Raw genomic sequence first — 19,405 nt, forward strand, 5'->3', positions numbered from 1 at the left:
ACCGTTCCGTTAAGCGTTGTCAGGTCAGGTAATTCAACAGGCTGAGCTGCTGCAGGCGTGCGGTCAACGCGAAAGACGTTTCGATGTGCTGTGTCAGGTCCGCGACCCGTGTCGCGGCTGCCGCCGGATCGACGGCTTCCAGATCGAGAATGTGCCGTTCGAAAAGGTCGACCTGCGTTTTCATCCGATCGTTGGCATCGGAAACCCGCTTCTGGACGATGCCGGTCTCGGATTGAAGCTGGCCAATGCCGCTCAGCGCTTCGCCAACCAATGTGGTGGAGCGGCTGACAACCGTATTCTTCGCCGCCTGGCTGATGTTGCTGGACATCAGGCTGCTGACCATGGCTGCGGCCATGGCGAGTTTCTGAATGCCATCGCTGTTGGCGCTGGTCGAAGTCGGTGTGGTTTCGTTGAGTGCGATGCGGCTGACGATCTGCTGGTCGGTGGCGTTCGACCAGTCGCCCTGCCAACCCGCGCCCGTGAACAGCGGCGCGACATCGTTGGTGATGAAATCGTCCATCTGGGCGGCCGTGATGTTGGCCGCTGCCGGGTCGTCCTGGGTGAAACCGAAATTGGTGAGGAAAGCGGTATCGAATGCAGCCTTGGCGGGAGAGCCGGCAGCCGTGAAATCGTTGATCGGCTTGACGTCGGTGTTGGTGCCGGCAAACAGATATTCACCATTGACGCTGGTGTTGAGGATCGAGGTCAGCTGCTGGATGGTCGCCTTGCCGGAGTCCCGGGTGAGGCTGTTGGACGAGTCGCTTGAGGAAGCGGTGGTCAGGGCGGACAGGAAGGTCTGAGCGGCGCCGGAGAGCTGGCCAAGCGAGGTCTGTGTCGAGGAAAGCCTCGCGCCGACCAGGCCGTTGGAATCGATAATGACGTTGAGCCGGTCGAGATCGCGCGAGAAGGTGACGGACTGGGCGGTGCGCCCTCCGAGAGCCAGCCCGACATCGGCGACCCTGCCGGTCGACGCTTCCTTCGTGGCTTTGACGAGTTCGGCCTGCATGCGCATCTGCTGGGAGCGCATGGCATTGGAGATTGCGGCCGAGGAGACTGAAGTCATGGAATTATCCCACCGCGTTGAGCAAGGCCGTCAGCATGTCGTCGACGGTTTTCATCATCCGGGCCGATGCCTGGTAGGTGTGTTCGAGGTCGAGCAGCAACGACATTTCCTGGTCGACATTGACCCCGGTCGCGTTGGACAGCGCTTCGGCGCTGCGCGATGCCAGTGCTTCCTTGGCATCGGAGGCGGTCGAAGCCTGCTGGCGCACGCCCTCGAACCAGCCGATCGAACTGGCGGCGTAGTCGGATACGCTGGAGGTTGCCGAAACGCCGGCGGCGGGGTCGAAAGTCATCGGCTGGTCGAGCCGGTCGCCATAGGCGACCAGAAGGGTGGAATAGGACGCGCCGCCGCCCGTGTTGGCGACATAGGCCGCACCATTGGCGCCGCCGTCGCGCAGCAGCGTCGGGTTGCCGCCGGTGCTCGGGTCCATCGCTGCATTGACGCTGATGGACGCGGCAAGGCCGGTGACCAGCGTGCCGGCGGCCGGCACGGCCGGCGCTCCCGACCAGGTGAACAGGCCGGCGGCATTGGCCATCGAGGGTGCGGTCTCGGCAAAAGCGGTGATCAGGCCACGCGCGGTCTCGTCGAGCTGGCTCTGCATGGTCGAGGCGACGCCGTCGCGCAATTGCAGCAGGCCGGCAAGCGTGCCGCTGGCGCTGGTGTTGCCGCCGGCTCCCGCCGAGATCGGCACGTTGTCGATGTAAACGGCATTGCCGGCGGCACCCGCGGTATAGCCTGCCGACGCCGCGAAGGTGACCGTGCGCGGTATCGTCTCGAACAAAGTCGTGCCGTCGCCGGTGGTGATGACCATGTCATTGTCGCCTCGCGTGAAGGTCGACACCGGGACATAGTTCGAAATCTTCTTCAAAAGCGCGTCGCGCTGGTCGAGCGCATCGGAAACGTCGGTGCCGGAACGGGTTCCGGACATGACCGCCGTGTTGGCATCCTGGAACTGGCTGAGCAGCGAGTTCAGGTCATCGACGGCGGTGGCGATCTGGCCGTCGGTCTGGGTGCGGAAATCCTGGACTGCCTTGGAGCCCTCGTTGAGCGAGCGCACGACCTGTTTGGCGGCGTCGATGACCGAGGCGCCGAGGTTCTGGTTCGACGGCGAGGTGGCGTAGAGCTGCAGCGCCTGCTGCAGGTTGGCGATCGCGGTCGAGGGCGAGGACGCATTGTCGACGCCATTGACCGCGACGCCCAGCTGATCCATGCCGCTGTAGAGCGCGTTCTGCCCGCTCCAGGCCGATAGCGCGCCGAGATTCTGGCGAAACAAAAGCTCGTTGGCTGCGCGCTGGATATCGACCGAACGCGCGCCCGGCGCCGTGCTGGTGACGACGGCCTGGCGCCGCGAATAGTCCGGATTGGAGGCGTCGGCGACGTTGCGCGAGACAACGCTTGTCTGTCGCGCGGTGTTCATAAGCGCCGACTGGGCGATACTCAATGCGGTAGACAGTGACATGCGGGTCTTTCGCGGGCGACGCCCGTCTTATCTCTTCAGGTTGACAAGGACGTCCATCAGATCGGAACCGGTCTGGAAGACTTTCGAATTGGCGGTGTAGCTGCGCTGCGCCGCGATCATGTTGGTCAGTTCTTCGGCGATGTCGACGTTGGAATTCTCGAGCGCGCCGGAGATGATGGAGCCGAGTTTGCCTTCATTGGCAAAGCCGACACGAACCGCGCCGGACTCGGTGCCCTGCGAATAGACGTTGCCGGGCAGCGCGGTGAGCTGGTCCGGGCTCTGCACGTCGGCCAGCGGAATCTTGTAGAGCGGCTTGGTCGAACCGTCCTTGTACTGTGCGTAGATGGTGCCGTCCTTGCTGATCTGGACCTTGTCGATGGTGCTCGGCGCGTTGCCGTTGACCTGGGCATCGGAAACCGTGAAGCCGGCGCCAAGCTGGGTCAGCGCAGACAGATCGATATTGAGGGTGGCGCCGTTCGGCACGGTAAATGAAACGCCGGTGGGCGTGCCGGTGAGCTTGCCGGTGGTGGTGTCGAAGGTCAGGTTGGCCGAGCCCAGCAAGCCGCCAGCGGTGTAGGGGAACGATGTTCCAGCGGTGGCCTTCGACTGATCGAAGACCGCCACCTGCCAGGTGCCGGCGCCGGTGTTGGTGAAATAGACGTCGAGCAGCTTCTTGTTGCCGAGATTGTCGTAGGCGACCATCGAGGATTTCGACGTGTATTGCGCGGTCGCAGCGTTGGCGGCGGGCAGGTTGGCGGTCGCGACCGGTGTCGCGCCGGCCGGCAGGTTGCCGGCATAGCTGCCCTCGGTGCTCGGCGTTGCGGTCATTCCCTGGTCGGAGATGACAACCGGGACCAACCCCTCGAAGCCATTGACCGTCGCTGCCGGTACGCCGTTGTCGTAGCTGTACGCCATCAGCTGGAAGCCGGCCGAGTTGACAAGTCTGCCTTGACCGTCGGGAACGAAAGCGCCGGCCCGGGTCAGGTAGGGGGTGCCGCTCGGATCCTGGACGACAAAGAAGCCATCGCCGCTGACGGCAAGGTCGGAAACCGAGGTCGTGTACTGAAGCACACCCGGATCGCTGACCGCCTGGCGGATCGTCGTGGTGACGCCGCCGGAATTGTAGGCACCGCCGGTCGACGGCATGACCAGCGTCGAGAATTCGGCGGAGGAGCGCTTGTAGCCGGTGGTGTCGGAATTGGCGATGTTGTCGGCGACCGTCGATAGGCGGTTTGCCTGGGCGTTCATGCCGGAAACGCCGGTCCGCATCATTCCGTAGAGGCTCATCGAAACGTCTCCGCTGTGTCCATGCTGCTGGCTACGAGGCTACGCATGTTTTCTTGCGCGAGGCTGGCGCGGCGCTGCATCAGAAGACGAGCCGGTAGCCGAGGAAACGCTTGGAATCGATCGGGTCGGTGCCCAGCTTCTCGCGCAGCTTCTTGCGCAGTTTGCTGATGTGGCTTTCCACCACGTTCTCCTCGACCTCTTCGTCGAAGATGCCGTAGATGGCGTTGAAAACCTGGGTCTTGGTGACACGGCGCCCGCGATTGCTCGCCAGATATTCGAGGATGCGGCGTTCACGGCGCGGCAGGGGGAGGGGCTGACCGTCGATCTCGGGGTCGCGGCCATCCATGAAGATGCGCATGGCGCCGATCTCGGTGTAGGCGACGTCTTCCTGGGCGCGGCGGCGGATGGCGGTGATGCGGGCCAGGATCTCGCGGATATGGACGGGCTTGCGAATGACGTCGTCGACGCCGCTCTCGAACAACCGGAGCGTGTTCTCCAGCGAATGCTGTTCGCTGAGCGCAATCACCGGGGCGCCGGTGCGGTCGCGGATCTGGCGCGGAGAGATGGAACCCTCGCGGCAGTCGCCGATGAGGAAGGCCCTGACCGAGCGCAGATCGGTGTCTGCGGCAGAGTTCACCCACTCACCGAATTCGCCGGACGCAAAGCCTGCACAGGCGATGCCCTCACGATCGAAAAGTGAATTGTATCCCTCTGTTACGAGCTCGCGCTCGTCAACGATCACAATCATCGGCCCCGCCTTCCGAATCAAATCATTTGCCCCGTGAAGAGAGGCGTATCCGCTGGCGGGAATCCTGAACAACCGTCATTTCTTGTAGCTAGTTTCTTGGGAGTCTGGAATCGTTTCGGTTGCATTAGCGGGCGGCCAGATGTGCTTTCGGCGGCAAGTTCTGACCAAGTCAAACCAACAATTCGGGTTGTACGGTTTGTCTATTAGTAACGGGAAATGCGCTTACGGGTTGCAGAATCCGCGGGCGTTCGCGGTCCATTTTCCAAAGCCGGTGGCGACCATGTTGGCAATGACGCGGCAGACATAGATCTTCTGCGCCGGGTCGTTGTCGGGACCGGCATGATAGCGGGCCACGGCCATAGACCAGGTCTCGTGACGGGCATGAAGGCTGGCCAGGAAGCGCGCCGCATAGTCGACGTTCTGGCGTGGGTCGAGCATGTCCTCGACGCTGCGAAAATGCGATGCGTGGTAGTGGTGATTGATCTGCATGCAGCCCAGATCGATCAGGGTCTTGCCCTCGCGCCGGGCATTGGCGAAGGCGGCAAGGGCCTCGGTCCGGCTCCTCGGAAAGACTGCTTTTCCTTCTATATTCAAGGCATTGGGTTGAAGGCTGCCCTTGTTTCCGGTCTCCGTCAGGCCAACGGCATAGAGGATGCCGGCGGGTACGCCATAACGATCCGCGGCGCGCAGGATCTCCGGCTCGCAGGGGTTGGCCGCGGCTGCGGCGGCGTTTGCCGCGCTAGATAAAGATATCGCTGCCAGCGCGCTCGCGAGCAGGCGAAGTGCCGCGGCCGTAGTCCTGCGCGTCATCGTTGCGTTTCCCTGAGGATTGCTGGCCCGGTTGCTGGCCGCCGGCTCCACCATTGCCGCTGCCCGAATTCCCCGGTTGAAAGGATGCTGGATCGCGGCCTGTCGCCGCCGCCATAGGAGCGGTTGCATCCGCCCGGGTTGTAGCGGGAACTGCTACCGAAGGTTGCAGTATCGTGACCTTGTCAACCTCGAAGCCGAGCCCCCGCAGCGACTTGACGATGGCCTCGCTGTCGGCCGACAGCCGACGATAAGCGTCGTGCGTTTCCGGCTTCAGCTCAATCGAGAGTTGTTCCCCGGAGAGGCGAAGATTGGCCGTCACCATGCCGAGTTCGGCGGGGTGGAGTTCGATCTTCAACACATGTGTCGGAACGGCAACAGAGCTGGCCAGATGGGTGGGCGTGGGTGAGGCTGAAAGCGCCTTTTGCGGCCCGGCGTCGGTGGCTATGGCGTTGATCACATTGAGGGCTGCCTGGCTGATGGGACTCTGCGGCGGTGCGGGGAAGCTCCGTTCCGACACCACGTCGATGCGCGCAGTGGGCAGGGACTGTTTTCCCGCTTCGGGACGCATCGAGGACTGGACATCCTCGATGCTCTTCATCGCATTCGCGGCGTGCTTCGACCGCACGCCGGGCACATCGGCAGCCGGCGCGTCCGGCAGCTTCTGGGCCGCCGCCGCGGCGTCGCGTTTTGTCGCGCTGGAGGCAGCGCTCGGTGACTGACCGTCAAGCGCCGTCAAAGGTCCGTCGACGATCGACGCCTGCTCCGGCTTCGACATGGTTTCGAGTGCTTCGCGTCCGCCCGCGGCTTTTGGCCGGTAGGTCTTTGGCAGTGAAGCCTGCCCATCGAGCGCCGGGTCCGACGGATTCTCGCCGGTGGTCGTATTGCCCCCGGCTGCCTTGGCCGTTGTCGAGAAATGCCACAGGTCATGAAACGCGATCAGCAGCGGCAGGTCGTCCTGAAGCGGCTCGGCGTCCGGCGCCGTCTCTTCAGCGTCGGCCTTCGCGTTTGCTTCCAAATCGTCCTTGCCGGTTTTCACGTTTGCCACTTTGGCCGAGATGGTCCTTGCGGGCTCGGCCGATGCTGGTTCGGCCTTGGCGTCATGCCCGGCAAGGCCGGCCGCGAGCTTGCTCCAGCACTGGTCGCGCGATCCCGCCTCTGTCGACGGCTGCCGTTCCGGGCGGGCAGCACCGGCATCGTCGCGCAGCATCTTGCCGAAGCCGGCGTCATCGTTCCTGCCGTTCGCGGCCGGCTGCTCCGACGTCGCGCGCGTGGAGGCAAATCCTGGCAAGGCCGAGCCGAGGCTGGTGGTCATTTGGGGGCGGCTCCAAGCATCTGGTCGATCAGGTCGAGCTGTCGACGTGTTCTGGTCATGGCGGCGTCGGTCGGATCGGCGGGCTCTGGGCCGGCTGCGGGTGACGGTGCCGACGCCGGCATGACAGTCGCAGGGTCGGGGGATGCCGCTGCTGCCGTGTCCGGCGCATTGGCGGCTGGTCCGCTGGAGGCCGCGGTGACGGCGGGTTGCTCCGAGATGGCGCCTTCGACCGGTGGCAGGCCACTGTCATCGGCGCCTTGCGCCGTGGCGATCTCGGGCACCGGCTGCGCGGCGGCGGCAGGAACTGGGGCAGGCTTTTCCGCCGGAAGGGCGGTGGGCGGCGCGACGACCTCGCCGGCAATGGCCTGCGCGGCGTCGAGCAAAGCGCGGTCGCCCTCCGACAGCCGGCTGCGGTCGATCTTGCCGAGCTTGGCACGAACGTCCTCGATTGTCCCCGAGGTGACGGTGGAAAGGCTGGCATAGAGCAGGGCGCGTGGATCGTCCTGATTGGTGTTGCCGTCGCGGCCCTGTTCCGCCCGCGCCGAAGCGAAGGCCGACAAGTCGTTCAGGCCGTCTATCGCGGCCCGGCGGGCGATGCGCAGATAGATCACCTTCTCGCGCTCGGGATCCATCATCGAGGTGATGTCGCCCAGCTTGTCCTGGCTGATCGACATGTGCAGCGCGATGACGCCGGAGACGAAGGAGTCGGCGAACTGGCTGGCATAGGGCGAATAGAGGTAGCGCTCGACATATTGGGTGGAAGCAAGGGCGAAGCGTGCCGCGTCGCCTTGCGCGACTGCAAGGCCGACCGAACGGCGAAGTGCCGCTTCCTCGACCAGCGTGCCGGGGCTGAGCAATCTTGCCTCGTCGAGCAGACGGAGTGCGGTCGCCGGCTGATCACCGGCAAGCAGTGAGCCTTTGACCAAAGCGAGGAAGGCGCCGAGATCCGGAGGCAGCGCCATGGGATCGATCGGCCTCAAGGCTTCGATAGCCTCGCCGGGCCGGCCGTTGAGGTAATCAATCACGCCTTTGGCGATGGCAAGGCTTTGCGGATCCGTCGTAGCGCGCGACGTGGCCGCTTCGACGGTCACCGGGTTGCCGCCGCTCATGCCGTAGACAAGCAGGGCTCGAAAGTTCTTGGGATCCTTGTAGTCCTCGGCATTCGCCGCCCGCAGGCGCGCATCCGCCATCTCCAGCAGCTTGGCTTGCATCGGCAAGGCGGCATGATCGCCGGCGGCTATGCGGTCCTGGATGAGTTGCAGCGAGCGCACCAGCTGATACGGCTGCAGCGCGTCCTGGGCGAAACCGGCCGACGGGTGTCCGCCGGCCAGCAGCAACAAACCAATCAACCGGCGGGTGACGGCCGCTCGCTTCATCCGCCGGTCGCCATCAGGATCTCGATGCGACGGTTCGCGGCCGCCAATGGATCGGCTGCTATTTTCGGCTGGCGGTCGGCGAAGCCGGCGACCTCGGTGATGCGGCGTTCGTCGACGCCGCCGCGCACGAGCATGTAGTAGGCGGAATGCGCGCGCGCCGTCGACAGCCGCCAATTGTCGTAGCTGTCGCCGCGGAACGGCCGGGCATCGGTGTGGCCGTTGATGCTGATGGTGCCCTTCTGGCTGTTGACGATGCGGCCGATCTTCTCCATCGCCAGCACCAGTTCGCGTCTCGGCAATGCCGAGCCGACCTCGAACATGCCGAAGTCGAGCTGATCGGTGATCGAGATGACGATCCCCTTGTCGGTGGCTTCGACCGAGACGCCGTCGTGCAGCTTGTCGCCGGGCTTGAAGGCATCGGCCAGCTGCCGCTTGACGTCGGCAGCTGCCTTGACGGCAGCCGCGGTTGGCGCCTTTTCGCCGATGTCGGGCTTGGCGGCCTTTTGCGCCTCAGGCTCTGCCTTGGCTGCGTCGGCGACCGTGGTGCCGTCCGGTTTGGTCTCGCCGGCCATTGCCGTGGCAGGGTTCGCGGCCTGCTTGCCGGTCGCGTCCTTGGCCAGCGGCTCAAGCGGTGCGGCCGCGACAGGCGGCACGGCTTTGACTTTGAGCACTTTCGTTTCGGCGGTCTTGTCGCCGGGCTTGGCCGGATCGCCCTCGATCTTCGTGCGCTCGGCGCTGGCTTCGGCGCCGGGCGCCGCTACCTGCTGCGACCAGAAATCCGGCTCGAAGGGATCGCGGTAGGAGGCGCCACCGGAGGCGCCGGTAGCCGGGCCGGCAGCCTGCACGCCGCCGTCGCCTTTCTGGCTGACATTCTGCATGACGCCGGTATCCGCGGCGATTTCCGAAAGCACCGCGTAGGGGTCGGCGAAGAGATGATCGTCGGAGCGTTCCGCCTGCTGCGGCTCCTGCTTGTCCTGCTTGCGGTCCGACGCGCCCGCGCCGGCATTGCCGTTCTGTCCGGCTTTGCTGGTCGCCTCTTGCGGATCGTCTGCCGTCAGCCCCATGGCGCGCGGTCCGTCGCCGAGATCCTCCAGGCCCTTGCGGCTCGAATTGCGGTCGACCAGCTTGACCGGGTTGAAGTAGCTGGCGACGGCTGCCTTGGTCTGCTCGTTGGCGGCGTTGATCAGCCACATGACCAGGAAGAAGCACATCATGGCCGTCATGAAGTCGGCGAAGGCGATCTTCCAGACGCCGCCATGGTGGGCCTCGTCATGGTCGTCATGGCTGCGCCGCACGATGATGATCTCGTGGCGGCCGTGGTCGGCGTCTGCGACGCTCATGCCAGGACCTCCGAGAGGACCGTCGACCATTCGGCCATGCGCGTCTCGAACACCGCCTCGTCGATGGCGACGGTCAGGTCGAAGCCTGGCGCCTCGACAAAATCGAGATTGGCGGCGCGGGGTCCGAGCGACGCCTTCAGTGTTTCGAACATCGAGAGCGGGCCGCGCACGACGATGCGCACCGCTTCGGCATCGCCGACCGCTTCGCGGATGGCGCCGGCCAATGCCTCGATCGAACGTTTCTGCAGATCGTCGCTGACGATGCCGCCGATGATGCGGGCGACCGTGGCGGCGACAAGTCCGGTGACGCGCGCCTCCATGGCATCGATGCGCAACGAGACCGCCTTGCCGACATCGTCGCCGAGGCTTTCGAGAAATATCCTTGCTTCCTCGGCATTGGCCTGGCGTTCGGCTTCGAGCGCGGCGTCATGCGCAGCCGACAGGCGGACCTCCAGCGCTGCCTCCGCCTGGGCAACCGCCTCGGCGATCAGCGTGCCGATATCGGCCTGCGGCGCCGGCGTCTCGGGCTTGTGTTCGGGATCGATTGCTGCCCGCGACTGGCCGGCACGTTGCGCGCGCGTCCCGAAATCAGGCAGAAGGTCGAAGAGGGCTACGGAGGGCATGGTTTACACCGCCACTTCCTGGGCGGCCCATTTGCGCAGGATCTGCGCGGTGCGCTCCTCGTTGAGGTCGACCATCCTGGCAAGCCTGTCCTGCGGCGCCGGCCGGATCTTCTGGCGAAGATCGTCGAGCGGCGTGGGGCCTGGGCGTGTGCCTGGCAAGGTCCCAATCGCGGCACTGTCGGTAGCCGCCATTGCCTCCGGCGTCGGCAGCGAGCGCTGGACGTCGTCGAAGCTGGGACCTGCCAGGGCCGGAGTAGCCTTTGCCGTCAGCGCCGCGGCCATCGGCCTCAGGCCGAAGAAGGCGACCAGGAACACCACGACGATGAAGGCACCGGCATTGATCATCGTGCCGGCATGCTGGCCGATCGAATCGAGCATTCCCGCCTGCGGGATCGCCTCGCCATCCAGGCCGTCGATGAACTCGACCGCCGAGACGTCGATGATGTCGCCGCGCTTTTCGTCAAGGCCGGTAGCGGACGTGACCATCTTCTGGATCTCGGCGACGCGCTTGGCGATCTGCTCCGGCGTGGCGTCCTTGCCGAGGATGGCCGTCAGCCGTTGCTGATTGACGACCACGGCAATCGACATCTTGGTGACGGTGTAGCCGTTTGAGACCGTGGCGATCTTCTTGGAATTGATCTCGTAGTTGGTGATCTCTTCCCTGCGGTCGTTCTGCGAGGAGGATTGCGGACCATCGGTGGCGGTTGCCTGGGTCTCGGGCAGGTTCTGCTCGACGCTGGCCGGAGTGGAAGCCTGCTTCTGGTTGTTGTTCTCGTTGGCCCGCACCGACTGCACCGAGCGTTCGACGCGGGAATTCGGATCGAAGATGGTCTCTTCCGTCTGGCGGGTGTCGGTGTTGACCTCGGCCTTGACGCTTGCGCGGAAATTGTCGGGGCCGAGATAGGCCGTCAGCGCACGGCGGATGTTGTCTCCGATCTGCGCCTCGACGGTCTGCTCGACGCCGAGCGTGCGGGCGGCGCTGGTGTTGGAAGGATCGTCGCCCGCGGCCAGCAGATTGCCGCTGGAATCGAGAACAGTCACCTTGTCTGCCGACAGGCCGGGAACGGCGGCGGCGACGAGATGGCGGATCGACATGGCGCTCTTCTCGGCGTCGATGCCGGCGTAGCGGATGACCACGGAGGCCGAGGGCTGCTGCTCGTCGCGGCGGAAATTGGCCCGTTCGGACATGACGATGTGGACCCGCGCAGCCTTGATGCCCGATATGGACTGGATGGTGCGGGCGATCTCGCCTTCCAGCGCCCGCACGCGGGTGATCTGCTGCATGAAGGAGGTGAGGCCGAGCGAGCCGACATTGTCGAACAATTCGTAGCCGGCATTGGCGCTGGTCGGCAGGCCCTTTTCGGCAAGCAGCATGCGGGCCTGAGCGGTGGTGCCGGCCGGCACCAGAACCGAGGTTCCATCGGCGCCGACATCGAAGCCGATGCCGGCTTCGCCCAGCACCAGGCCGATCTGGTTCACGTCGGCGCGGTCTAGTCCCACATAGAGCGTGTCATAGGCGGGGCGGTTGAGATAGACCGAGGCGATGCCGATGACGCCCATCACCAGAACGGCGATGCCCGCCAGCATGGCGAGGCGCTTCACGCCAAACCCGCGGAGATTCGAGATGATGCTCTGGATCTGTTCCGGCACGGTTCAACGACTCCCAGCATGATTGTCCGCCGGAACTCTAGTCTTCGAAGCTTGTGCGAAAATGAAATCGGGCCGCGCTGGCGGCGCGGCCCGATTATCTGATGGAAAGGACGGCGCCGGTGGCGCCCGTGATCAGCTCTTGAACAGAGACAGGATCGACTGCGAGGCGCTGTTGGCGATCGACAGCGCTTGAACGCCGAGCTGCTGCTGAACCTGCAGTGCCTGGAGCCGGGTCGATTCCTTGTTCATGTCGGCATCGACAAGCTGGCCGACGCCGCGGTCGATGGAGTCCATCAAACTCTGGGTGAAGGTCTTCTGCAGGTCAATGCTGCTCTTGGCGGAACCGAGGATGGTGGCGGAGTCGGTCAGCTGGGCCATGACGTTATCGATCCTGTTCACCATCTGCGTGATGATGTCGTCGGTAATGCCTGGTGCCGTGATATCGAGGTTGTAGGCGGAGATATTGTCGACCTTGGCGACCGCTCCCGCCGCCGTCTGGCCGGCGGTGTTCGCGGCGATGTCCGTTCCTCCGCCCGCGATCACGCCCGCATAGGCGTTGTCGTACAGGGTCTGGGCGGCGCCCGTGGAATAGATGGACGTCTGGCGATCGAGGGTTCCGTAATTCTTGACCTCGGCGGCGAGGCCGTAGTCGAAAAGCTTGGTGCTCTCGACATCGATATCGATCGTCCCGATCGAGATGGCGCCGGATGAGGAACGATTGAATGAGGACACGATCTGGGAGTCGGGCTGGACGCCGTCATTGGCGGCCGCAACCTGCTTTGAGGTCACCGCTAGGAAGTTCGAGCCTGAAAAGGTGGCCGCATCGGCGAACGACTTCATCTGCGCCTGAAGCGCTTTGATCTCGGTCTGCGTCTTTGCCTTGGCTGCGTCCGTCTGGCCGACGGTCGAAAGCAGCTTGGTCTTGATCTGGCCGATCGTTGTCAGCACATTGTTCATGCCGGTGTAGGCGGTGTCGACTTTCGAGGCGCCGAGGCCGAGTGCATCCTGCACCGTCGACAGGGCCTGGTTGTCGGAGCGCATCGTGGTGGCGATCGACCAGTAGGCCGCGTTGTCCGAAGCTTGCGAGACACGGTAGCCCGTCGATATGCGGGCCTGTGTCTGCTCGAGTGACTTGTTGGTGGCGCTGAGGCTTTGAAGCGCGGTTAACGCCGCGGCGTTGGTCATGATACTCGCCAAGAAAGTCGCTCCTTCTCAAAGGCCGGCATGCTCAGACATGCCGGATAGCCTGCTTCAACCGTGGTATCGTGCCAGTAGGGCCGATTCGCCAACCGTTGTAAGCTATTGGTTAACCATAATTAGCGGGACATGGTTAACAGCCTGTTAAACGCGGCCTTTCGAGAGTTAACGACAGAGCGTTGCGCGCGGTCCGAGCAAACGAAATCGGGCCGCGCTTTTGGCGCGGCCCGATTTTAGTGCAAGTTGGCGGATGCGATTAGCCGCGGAAGAGCGACAGGATCGACTGCGACGAACCGTTGGCGATCGACAGCGCCTGGATGCCGAGCTGCTGCTGGACCTGCAGGGCCTGGAGGCGGGTCGATTCCTTGTTCATGTCGGCATCGACGAGCTGGCCGACACCGCGATCGATGGAGTCCATCAGGTTCGAGGTGAAGGTCTTCTGCAGGTCGATACTGCTCTTGGCGGCGCCGAGCGTGGTGGCGGCGTTGGTCATGGCCTTGAGCGCGGCATCGACGACGTTCATCTGCTGCGCGATCTGGCTATCGCTGGCGGCCGTGCCACCCGAGAAGATAGTCAGCGAGGCAACCGAATAGGTGTCGGTAACCGCTGCGGCAGCGCCCAACGTCGGTGCCGAGGCCGTGGCAACAGCAGCGCCCGTGGTGCCGAGGCGGGCCGTGTCGAGAATACCCTTGGCGGTTGGTGCCGCGCCGGCATCGTACAGCTTGATGCTTTCCACATTGACATCGATCGTCGAGATCGAAGCCGCGCCGGTCGCGTCGCGGTTGAAGGCCGAAACAATCTTCACGTCGGCCGCGGTGCCTGTCGCAGTGGACACCGAAAGCATGTTGGTGCCGGAGAAGGTGGCGCCATCGGCGTAGGCCTTCAACTGGTTCTGAAGGGCGGCGATTTCGACCTGGGTCTTTTCTTTGGAGGCGTCCGTCTGGCCGTAGGACGCGACCAGCTTGGTCTTGATCTGGTTGATCGTATCGATCGCGCTACTCATGCCGGTATAGGCTGTGTCGACCTTAGAGGCGCCGAGGCCGAGAGCGTCCGAAACGGTGGACATTGCCTGGTTGTCGGAGCGCATCGTGGTGGCGATCGACCAGTAAGCGGCGTTGTCCGAAGCCTGCGAGACCTTGTAGCCGGTCGAGATGCGGGCCTGGGTGTCGGTGAGGGATTTGCTGGTGGCGTTGAGGCTCTGCAGGGCCGTCAATGCGGCGCTGTTCGTCATGATGCTGGACATGGTACTCGGACCTTGATTTTACAGGTATTTTTTACATACCGGCTCTACCGGTATGACGGTGCGGCATCATGCCCATGATCTCTCAAAATCGATCACCCGCCATCTGCGAGCGAATATGCGGGCAAGTCCCTACCAAAGGGCTAAACCGGACGGTTAATCGAAAATATATTGCTGGGATTTCGAGCCGGCGCCGCAGGGTCAGTTGAAGGAGCGCACCAAGCTGCCGACAAGCAGGTTCCAGCCGTCGATCAGGACGAAGAACAGGATCTTGAACGGCAGCGACACCACTGTCGGCGGCAGCATCATCATGCCCATCGCCATGGTGATGGTGGCGACGATCAGGTCGATGACGAGGAATGGCAGCACGATCAGGAAGCCGATCTCGAAACCGCGCCGGATCTCCGAGATCATGAAGGCCGGCACCAGGATGCGCAGGTCGACGGTGTCACGCGAAACGGTCTGTCCGCGCTCGCGGGCAAGGTCGGCGAAGAGGTCGAAATCCTTGTCACGCACATTGTGCAGCATGAAGGTGCGGAACGGGTCCGAAATCTTGTCGAAGGCTTCGGTCTGGGTAATCTGGTTGTCCATCAGCGGCTTGACGCCGGTGTTCCAGGCCTGATCGAAGGTCGGCGCCATGACATAGAAAGTCATGAACAGCGACAGCGAAATCAGGATGAGGTTTGCCGGTGTCGACTGCAAGCCGATGCCGGCGCGCAGGATCGAGAAGGCGATGACGAAACGGGTGAAGCTGGTCACCATGATCAGCAGGCCTGGCGCCACCGACAGAACGGTCAGCAGGCCGAACATCTGGATGATGTAGCCTACGGTGGTGCCGTCGGCCTTGCCGATACCGCCGAGATCGAGTTGCTGCGCCGTCGCGACGGACGTTGCGGCCGCGATCATCGCCGTGGCGAGAAGGAACTTTCTCATTCGAGCAGCAATGTCCTGATAAGAATCTGCTTGGCGTGACCCTGGCTGCGGATCGAGGCGCGTTCCTCAAGATCGGCCTTCAGGTGCTGGTAGCCGCTGGCGCCCTCGATCTGATGCATCTTCAAGGTGCGCACCAGGGCCAGAAGATCCTGGTGGATGTCATCCGACATTGCCTGTGGCTGCGGCCCGTCATAGACGACGGACACCTCCATCCTGATCCATGTGCCGGCAGGCGAGGCGATGTTGGTGGTGATCGGCGCCAGCACGACAAGCATCGGGCCCAGGCCTGGCTGCTCGGCCGCGGTGGGCTGCATGATCTTGCCTTCGTTCTCAGGCGCGACCGGTACCGACGCCGGTGCGCCGACGCCTTTGAGATAACCGCCGGACATCCAGCCCATGCCAATGGCGGCCGCCGTCACAAGCAGCAGCAGGCCGGCCTGGATGGCAGGGGAGGGACCCTTGCGTGGCTGAACCTGTTCGATATTTGCCACGGCGCCCTGCTCCGATCCTAGAACGGAAGAACCTGGTCGAGAATCTGCTGGCCGTAGGCAGGCTGCTGGACCTCGGTGATGCGACCGCGTCCGCCGTAGGAGATGCGGGCCTCGGCGATACGTTCGTAGGGGATGGTGTTTTCGGCGCCGATATCGGCCGGCCGCACGATGCCGGCGAGCGTCAGCACCCTGAGCTCGGCGTTGACGCGCACTTCCTGCGATCCGGTGATCATCAGATTGCCGTTGGGCAGCACATCGGTGACGATCGCCGCGACATTGAGCTCAAGTGTCTCCGAGCGCTTGATCTCGCCGTCGGCAGTCGTGTCCGTGGTGGAGCTGAGAGCCCCAGCGCCCTTGCCGGCTGTGCTCCACTGGTCCCACTGCGCGCTGAGGTCGTAACCGAGCTTGCGATTGGCGGTGCGGCTCCTGTCGTTCTGGTTCTTGAAGTTGGCCCGATCGTTGATCTTGATCTTGACCGTCAGGATGTCGCCCTGGGACAGCGCCCGCGGGTCGGTGAACAGCCGGCTCTGGCGGTCGTCCCACAACGAGAATTTCTTGACTGGCGCGGGCGGCGTTTGCGGATAGCGATAGAGGGAGCCGGTACTGCCGCCATCGATGCCGGAGCCGACCGGGGACAGGGCCGGCTCCCTGCCGACCTCCTTGAGGTTGGTTCCGCAACCCGACAGCATGGTGACCGCGCACAGGACAAGCATTTTCCGGATCATGACGGATCTACCCTTCGGGCTGCGCTGGCCATAATGCCGGTGAGCGTCGCCGCTGCCTTCTGGTCCATTTCGTTGAGGATGACGCTCGCCTTGCGTGTATCGAGCTTCATCAATATGGCCGCAGCCAGATCGGCGTTGACGATGGCCAGCCGCTCGGCGGCGGCGTCGGGCTTCATGCCGGCGTAGATCTGGACCACGCCGTCCTCTGCCCGGGCCAGGAAAACCTCGCGTCGCTTCAGCCAGGTCTCGTATTCAGCTTTCTTTGCATCGAGAGCTTTCATGCGCTCGTCAATGCCGGCCTGGAGCTGCTTCAGTTCCTCCGCCTGCAGGACATAGCGGCGGTCGCGGGCGGCGTCGGCGATGTTTGAGCAGAAGCGCTCGATCTCGCTTTGGTCCGGCGCCTTTTCCCGCGTCAATTGCTGCGGCGTCGCTGCCACCGGTGCTCCCGGCAGGACCTGGCGGACCGTCTCCTCGCCGCGCGCAGTGTCGCCGGCAAAGGGCAGCGTCGCGAGAATGGCGGACGCGAGCAGGATCGCAGCGGTGCGGTGTCTTTCGTGGTGTGAGAAGAAGCGCGTCATCGGCATCGCCTATTGCAGAACCAGGTCGGCCTGCAGGGCCCCGGTCGACTTGATGCCCTGCAGGATGGCGATGATGCCATCCGGCTTGACGCCGAGGCGGTTGAGGCCGGAAACGAGGGTCTGGAGATCGGGTCCGTCCAGCACGGCAACGCGGGCGTCGGGCCGGCTGGCGTCGATGGCTGTGAACGGTTCGATGGCGGTCTCGCCCTTGGAGAAGGGCTCGGGCTGGACGACGCGCGGCGCTTCGGTGATGCGCACGGTGAGCGTGCCGTGGCTGATGGCGACACGTGAGATCTTGACGTCATTGCCGATGACGATGGTGCCGGTGCGCTCGTCGATCACGACACGGGCCGGCGTGTCGGATTCGACCACCAAATTCTCGATCTCGGCATAGAAGCGGGCCGCCGAGACACCTTTCGGCCTTCTGATCTGAACGGTGCGCGAATCGCGCTCCGCCGCCACCCGCATGCCGAAGCGCTGGCCGGTGTAGTCGTTGATGGCGTCGGCGATGCGGATAGCGGTCGAGAAATCGGGATTGCGCAGTTGCAGCGTCAGGATCGCCTGATCGTCGAACTCGGCCTGGACAGCACGCTCGACGATGGCGCCGTTCGGCACGCGGCCGGAGGTCGGCACGCCTTGCGTCAGCTGCTCGGCCTGTCCCTGGGCGGTAAAGCCGGACACGATGACCGAGCCCTGGCCGACGGCATAGATCTCGCCGTCCGCCGCCTTCAGCGGCGTCATGATCAGCGTGCCGCCGGAAAGCGAGGTCGCGTCGCCCATCGAGGAGACGTCGATGTCGATGCGGGCGCCCGATTGCACGTAGGGCGGCATGTTGGCGGTGACGATGACGGCGGCGACATTCTTGGCGCGCGCACTGCCGCCTTCGGTGGCGATGCCGAGATTTTCGAGCATCGCGCGGATCGACTGTTCGGTGAATGGCGAGTTGCGCAGGCTGTCGCCCGATCCGGCAAGGCCGATGACCAGGCCGTAGCCGACGAGCTGATTGTCGCGCGAACTCTGCAGCTGGGCGATGTCCTTGATGCGCGCGGCGACCTGGCCCGGCGGCAGCGAACTTGGCCCGGTCGACACCCGGAACATGCGGCTGGTGGTGGCCGGATCATATTCGGGATCGCTGTAGACGCCGCCATTCTTGGCGGCGAGCTCGCGCTTGGCCTTCGACGTCAGGCCATCGGCCAGCGCCGGCTGCAGGCCAAGCACGGCTGCCAGCATCAGGGTAAGCCCGCGCATCATGAAGCGCTGACCTGGATGGTTCCGTCCGCCATCACCGTGCCGGACAGGATTTTGCCGCTGTCGATGTTGCGAACCTTGACGAGGTCGCCCGCAACTCCCGGCTGCAGCGTCACGGCGGTGGCCGAGATCGTCAGCCCGCCGGCGATGAAGAAGATCTGCACGGAAGCACCCTGTTCGACCAGCCAGGCCTCGCGGATGGCGGTGGAAGGAATGTAGCGGCCGGGCAGCAGCGTGCGCTTGGCGACCTTGCCATCCAGTTCTTCGGCTCGCGTGGCGACCGCCTCCGGCTTGCGCTTGCCGACGATAAGGGTGACCTGTTTCAGGGCAGCCAGGTTGATGGTCTCGCCGGGATAGATTACCCGGCTCGGAATAAGCACCACCTCGCCGCCAGCTTGATTGCTGGCGATCCGGGTGGCCGATTGGTTGGTCGACTCCTGGGCAAAAGCCGGCATCGTGCCGGTCACCAGCGCAAGGACGAGCGCGGTGCGGCGGAATGCGGACAGGAGGCCGGGCGTCGACATCATGCGTTACCTGATGTTCTTGGAGACCACGGAGGCCATGTCGTCGGCGGCCTGAATGACCTTGGAGTTCATCTCATAAGCGCGCTGCGCCGAGATCAGTTCGGTGATTTCCTTGACCGGGTCGACGTTGGAGGCTTCGAGATAGCCCTGCTGGATGGTGGCAAAGCCGGGATCGCCCGGCACGCCGACATTCGCCGGCCCCGAAGCCGTGGTTTCCTGGAACAGATTGTCGCCGAGCGGCGCCAGGCCGGCCTCGTTGGCGAAGTTGGCGATCTGAAGCTGCCCGAGGTTCTGCAGGTCGGTCTGGCCATCGATGCGGGCGAAGACCTGGCCGGTCTTGTTGACGATGACCTCGACGGCATCCACGGGAACATTGATTGCCGGAATGACGGCAGCGCCGTCGACCGTCACGAGTTGGCCGGTGGCGTTGGTGTTGAGAGCTCCGGCGCGGCTGTAGAGCGTGCCGCCGTCGGCACCCTCGATCTGAAACCAGCCCCTGCCGGTCAGCGCCAGGTCGAAACTGTTGCCGGTGCTGGTCAGTTCGCCCTGGGTGTGCACGTTGCGCACGGCCGTCGTCTTGACGCCGAGGCCGATCGAGACGCCCTCCGGCACCAGCGAGGCGTTGGAGCGGTTGGGCACGCCTTGTGTACGGTCGACCTGATAGAGCAGGTCGGAGAATTCGGCACGGGCGCGCTTGTAGCCGGTGGTGTTGATGTTGGCGATGTTGTTGGCGATGACTTCCAGATTTGTCTGCTGGGCATTCATGCCGGTGGCGGCGATGGCGAGTGCTTTCATGGCGGA

At 64.2% G+C, this 19,405-nt stretch carries 19 protein-coding genes; all 19 read right to left on the bottom strand.

Annotation, left to right across the window (positions count from 1 at the left end; all coding sequences use genetic code 11):
• Nucleotides 1–19: 19 nt before the first annotated feature.
• The 19 genes from NP503_RS15440 to flgG all read right to left on the bottom strand — a co-directional run bounded on the left by NP503_RS15440 (nt 20) and on the right by flgG (nt 19,399).
• Complete coding sequence (locus tag NP503_RS15440) at nt 20–1,063, bottom strand: flagellar hook-associated family protein (protein WP_127269451.1); 1,044 nt, start codon at nt 1,061–1,063, stop codon at nt 20–22.
• A 4-nt stretch (nt 1,064–1,067) separates the two neighbouring features.
• Nucleotides 1,068–2,522 carry a flagellar hook-associated protein FlgK gene (gene flgK, locus NP503_RS15445; protein ID WP_127271695.1) on the bottom strand — a complete coding sequence of 485 codons (1,455 nt, stop codon included), beginning with the start codon at nt 2,520–2,522 and terminating at the stop codon, nt 1,068–1,070.
• 27 nt (nt 2,523–2,549) lie between these two features.
• On the bottom strand, nt 2,550–3,809 hold the full coding sequence (locus NP503_RS15450) for a flagellar hook protein FlgE (RefSeq protein ID WP_127271693.1): 1,260 nt from the start codon (nt 3,807–3,809) through the stop codon (nt 2,550–2,552).
• 79 nt (nt 3,810–3,888) lie between these two features.
• Nucleotides 3,889–4,557, bottom strand: a complete 669-nt coding sequence (locus NP503_RS15455; protein WP_013529780.1) for a response regulator transcription factor — start codon at nt 4,555–4,557, stop codon at nt 3,889–3,891.
• Between the two features lie 222 nt (nt 4,558–4,779).
• Nucleotides 4,780–5,367, bottom strand: a complete 588-nt coding sequence (locus tag NP503_RS15460) for a transglycosylase SLT domain-containing protein (RefSeq protein WP_050592657.1) — start codon at nt 5,365–5,367, stop codon at nt 4,780–4,782.
• Nucleotides 5,297–6,679, bottom strand: coding sequence for a flagellar hook-length control protein FliK (locus NP503_RS15465; protein WP_127271691.1), 1,383 nt, complete (start codon nt 6,677–6,679; stop codon nt 5,297–5,299). Before NP503_RS15465 ends, NP503_RS15460 begins: the two co-directional genes overlap by 71 nt.
• A complete protein-coding gene (locus tag NP503_RS15470; protein WP_127273553.1) occupies nt 6,676–8,055 on the bottom strand; it encodes a chemotaxis protein MotC in 1,380 nt (459 codons plus the stop codon). Before NP503_RS15470 ends, NP503_RS15465 begins: the two co-directional genes overlap by 4 nt.
• A complete protein-coding gene (locus NP503_RS15475; RefSeq protein WP_127301887.1) occupies nt 8,052–9,395 on the bottom strand; it encodes a MotB family protein in 1,344 nt (447 codons plus the stop codon). The genes NP503_RS15470 and NP503_RS15475 overlap by 4 nt, the downstream gene beginning before the upstream one ends.
• A complete protein-coding gene (locus tag NP503_RS15480; RefSeq protein WP_127270048.1) occupies nt 9,392–10,018 on the bottom strand; it encodes a hypothetical protein in 627 nt (208 codons plus the stop codon). Before NP503_RS15480 ends, NP503_RS15475 begins: the two co-directional genes overlap by 4 nt.
• A gap of 3 nt (nt 10,019–10,021) precedes the next feature.
• Nucleotides 10,022–11,668, bottom strand: a complete 1,647-nt coding sequence (gene fliF, locus NP503_RS15485) for a flagellar basal-body MS-ring/collar protein FliF (RefSeq protein WP_023810010.1) — start codon at nt 11,666–11,668, stop codon at nt 10,022–10,024.
• A gap of 132 nt (nt 11,669–11,800) precedes the next feature.
• Entirely contained in the window at nt 11,801–12,865 is a 1,065-nt protein-coding gene (locus tag NP503_RS15490; protein WP_127270046.1) for a flagellin, read from the bottom strand.
• 256 nt (nt 12,866–13,121) lie between these two features.
• Nucleotides 13,122–14,108 carry a flagellin gene (locus NP503_RS15495; RefSeq protein WP_127271439.1) on the bottom strand — a complete coding sequence of 329 codons (987 nt, stop codon included), beginning with the start codon at nt 14,106–14,108 and terminating at the stop codon, nt 13,122–13,124.
• Between the two features lie 198 nt (nt 14,109–14,306).
• Entirely contained in the window at nt 14,307–15,038 is a 732-nt protein-coding gene (fliP, locus tag NP503_RS15500; RefSeq protein WP_127271437.1) for a flagellar type III secretion system pore protein FliP, read from the bottom strand.
• On the bottom strand, nt 15,035–15,529 hold the full coding sequence (locus NP503_RS15505; RefSeq protein WP_127268384.1) for a flagellar basal body-associated FliL family protein: 495 nt from the start codon (nt 15,527–15,529) through the stop codon (nt 15,035–15,037). The genes fliP and NP503_RS15505 overlap by 4 nt, the downstream gene beginning before the upstream one ends.
• A gap of 17 nt (nt 15,530–15,546) precedes the next feature.
• The gene (flgH, locus tag NP503_RS15510) at nt 15,547–16,254 is read right to left on the bottom strand and encodes a flagellar basal body L-ring protein FlgH (protein ID WP_127268383.1); all 708 of its coding nucleotides are present in this window, start codon (nt 16,252–16,254) and stop codon (nt 15,547–15,549) included.
• Nucleotides 16,251–16,832 carry a MotE family protein gene (locus tag NP503_RS15515; protein WP_127268382.1) on the bottom strand — a complete coding sequence of 194 codons (582 nt, stop codon included), beginning with the start codon at nt 16,830–16,832 and terminating at the stop codon, nt 16,251–16,253. Before NP503_RS15515 ends, flgH begins: the two co-directional genes overlap by 4 nt.
• A 9-nt stretch (nt 16,833–16,841) precedes the next feature.
• Nucleotides 16,842–18,083 carry a flagellar basal body P-ring protein FlgI gene (locus tag NP503_RS15520; protein ID WP_127268381.1) on the bottom strand — a complete coding sequence of 414 codons (1,242 nt, stop codon included), beginning with the start codon at nt 18,081–18,083 and terminating at the stop codon, nt 16,842–16,844.
• Nucleotides 18,080–18,607, bottom strand: a complete 528-nt coding sequence (flgA, locus tag NP503_RS15525) for a flagellar basal body P-ring formation chaperone FlgA (RefSeq protein ID WP_127268380.1) — start codon at nt 18,605–18,607, stop codon at nt 18,080–18,082. Before flgA ends, NP503_RS15520 begins: the two co-directional genes overlap by 4 nt.
• Before the next feature lie 3 nt (nt 18,608–18,610).
• Nucleotides 18,611–19,399 (bottom strand): flagellar basal-body rod protein FlgG, encoded by a 789-nt coding sequence (flgG, locus tag NP503_RS15530; RefSeq protein WP_013529795.1) that lies wholly within the window; start codon nt 19,397–19,399, stop codon nt 18,611–18,613.
• Nucleotides 19,400–19,405 lie beyond the last annotated feature (6 nt).

Origin of the sequence: Mesorhizobium sp. SEMIA396, from assembly GCF_024518615.1 — a bacterium.
Taxonomy (GTDB): Bacteria; Pseudomonadota; Alphaproteobacteria; order Rhizobiales; family Rhizobiaceae; genus Mesorhizobium.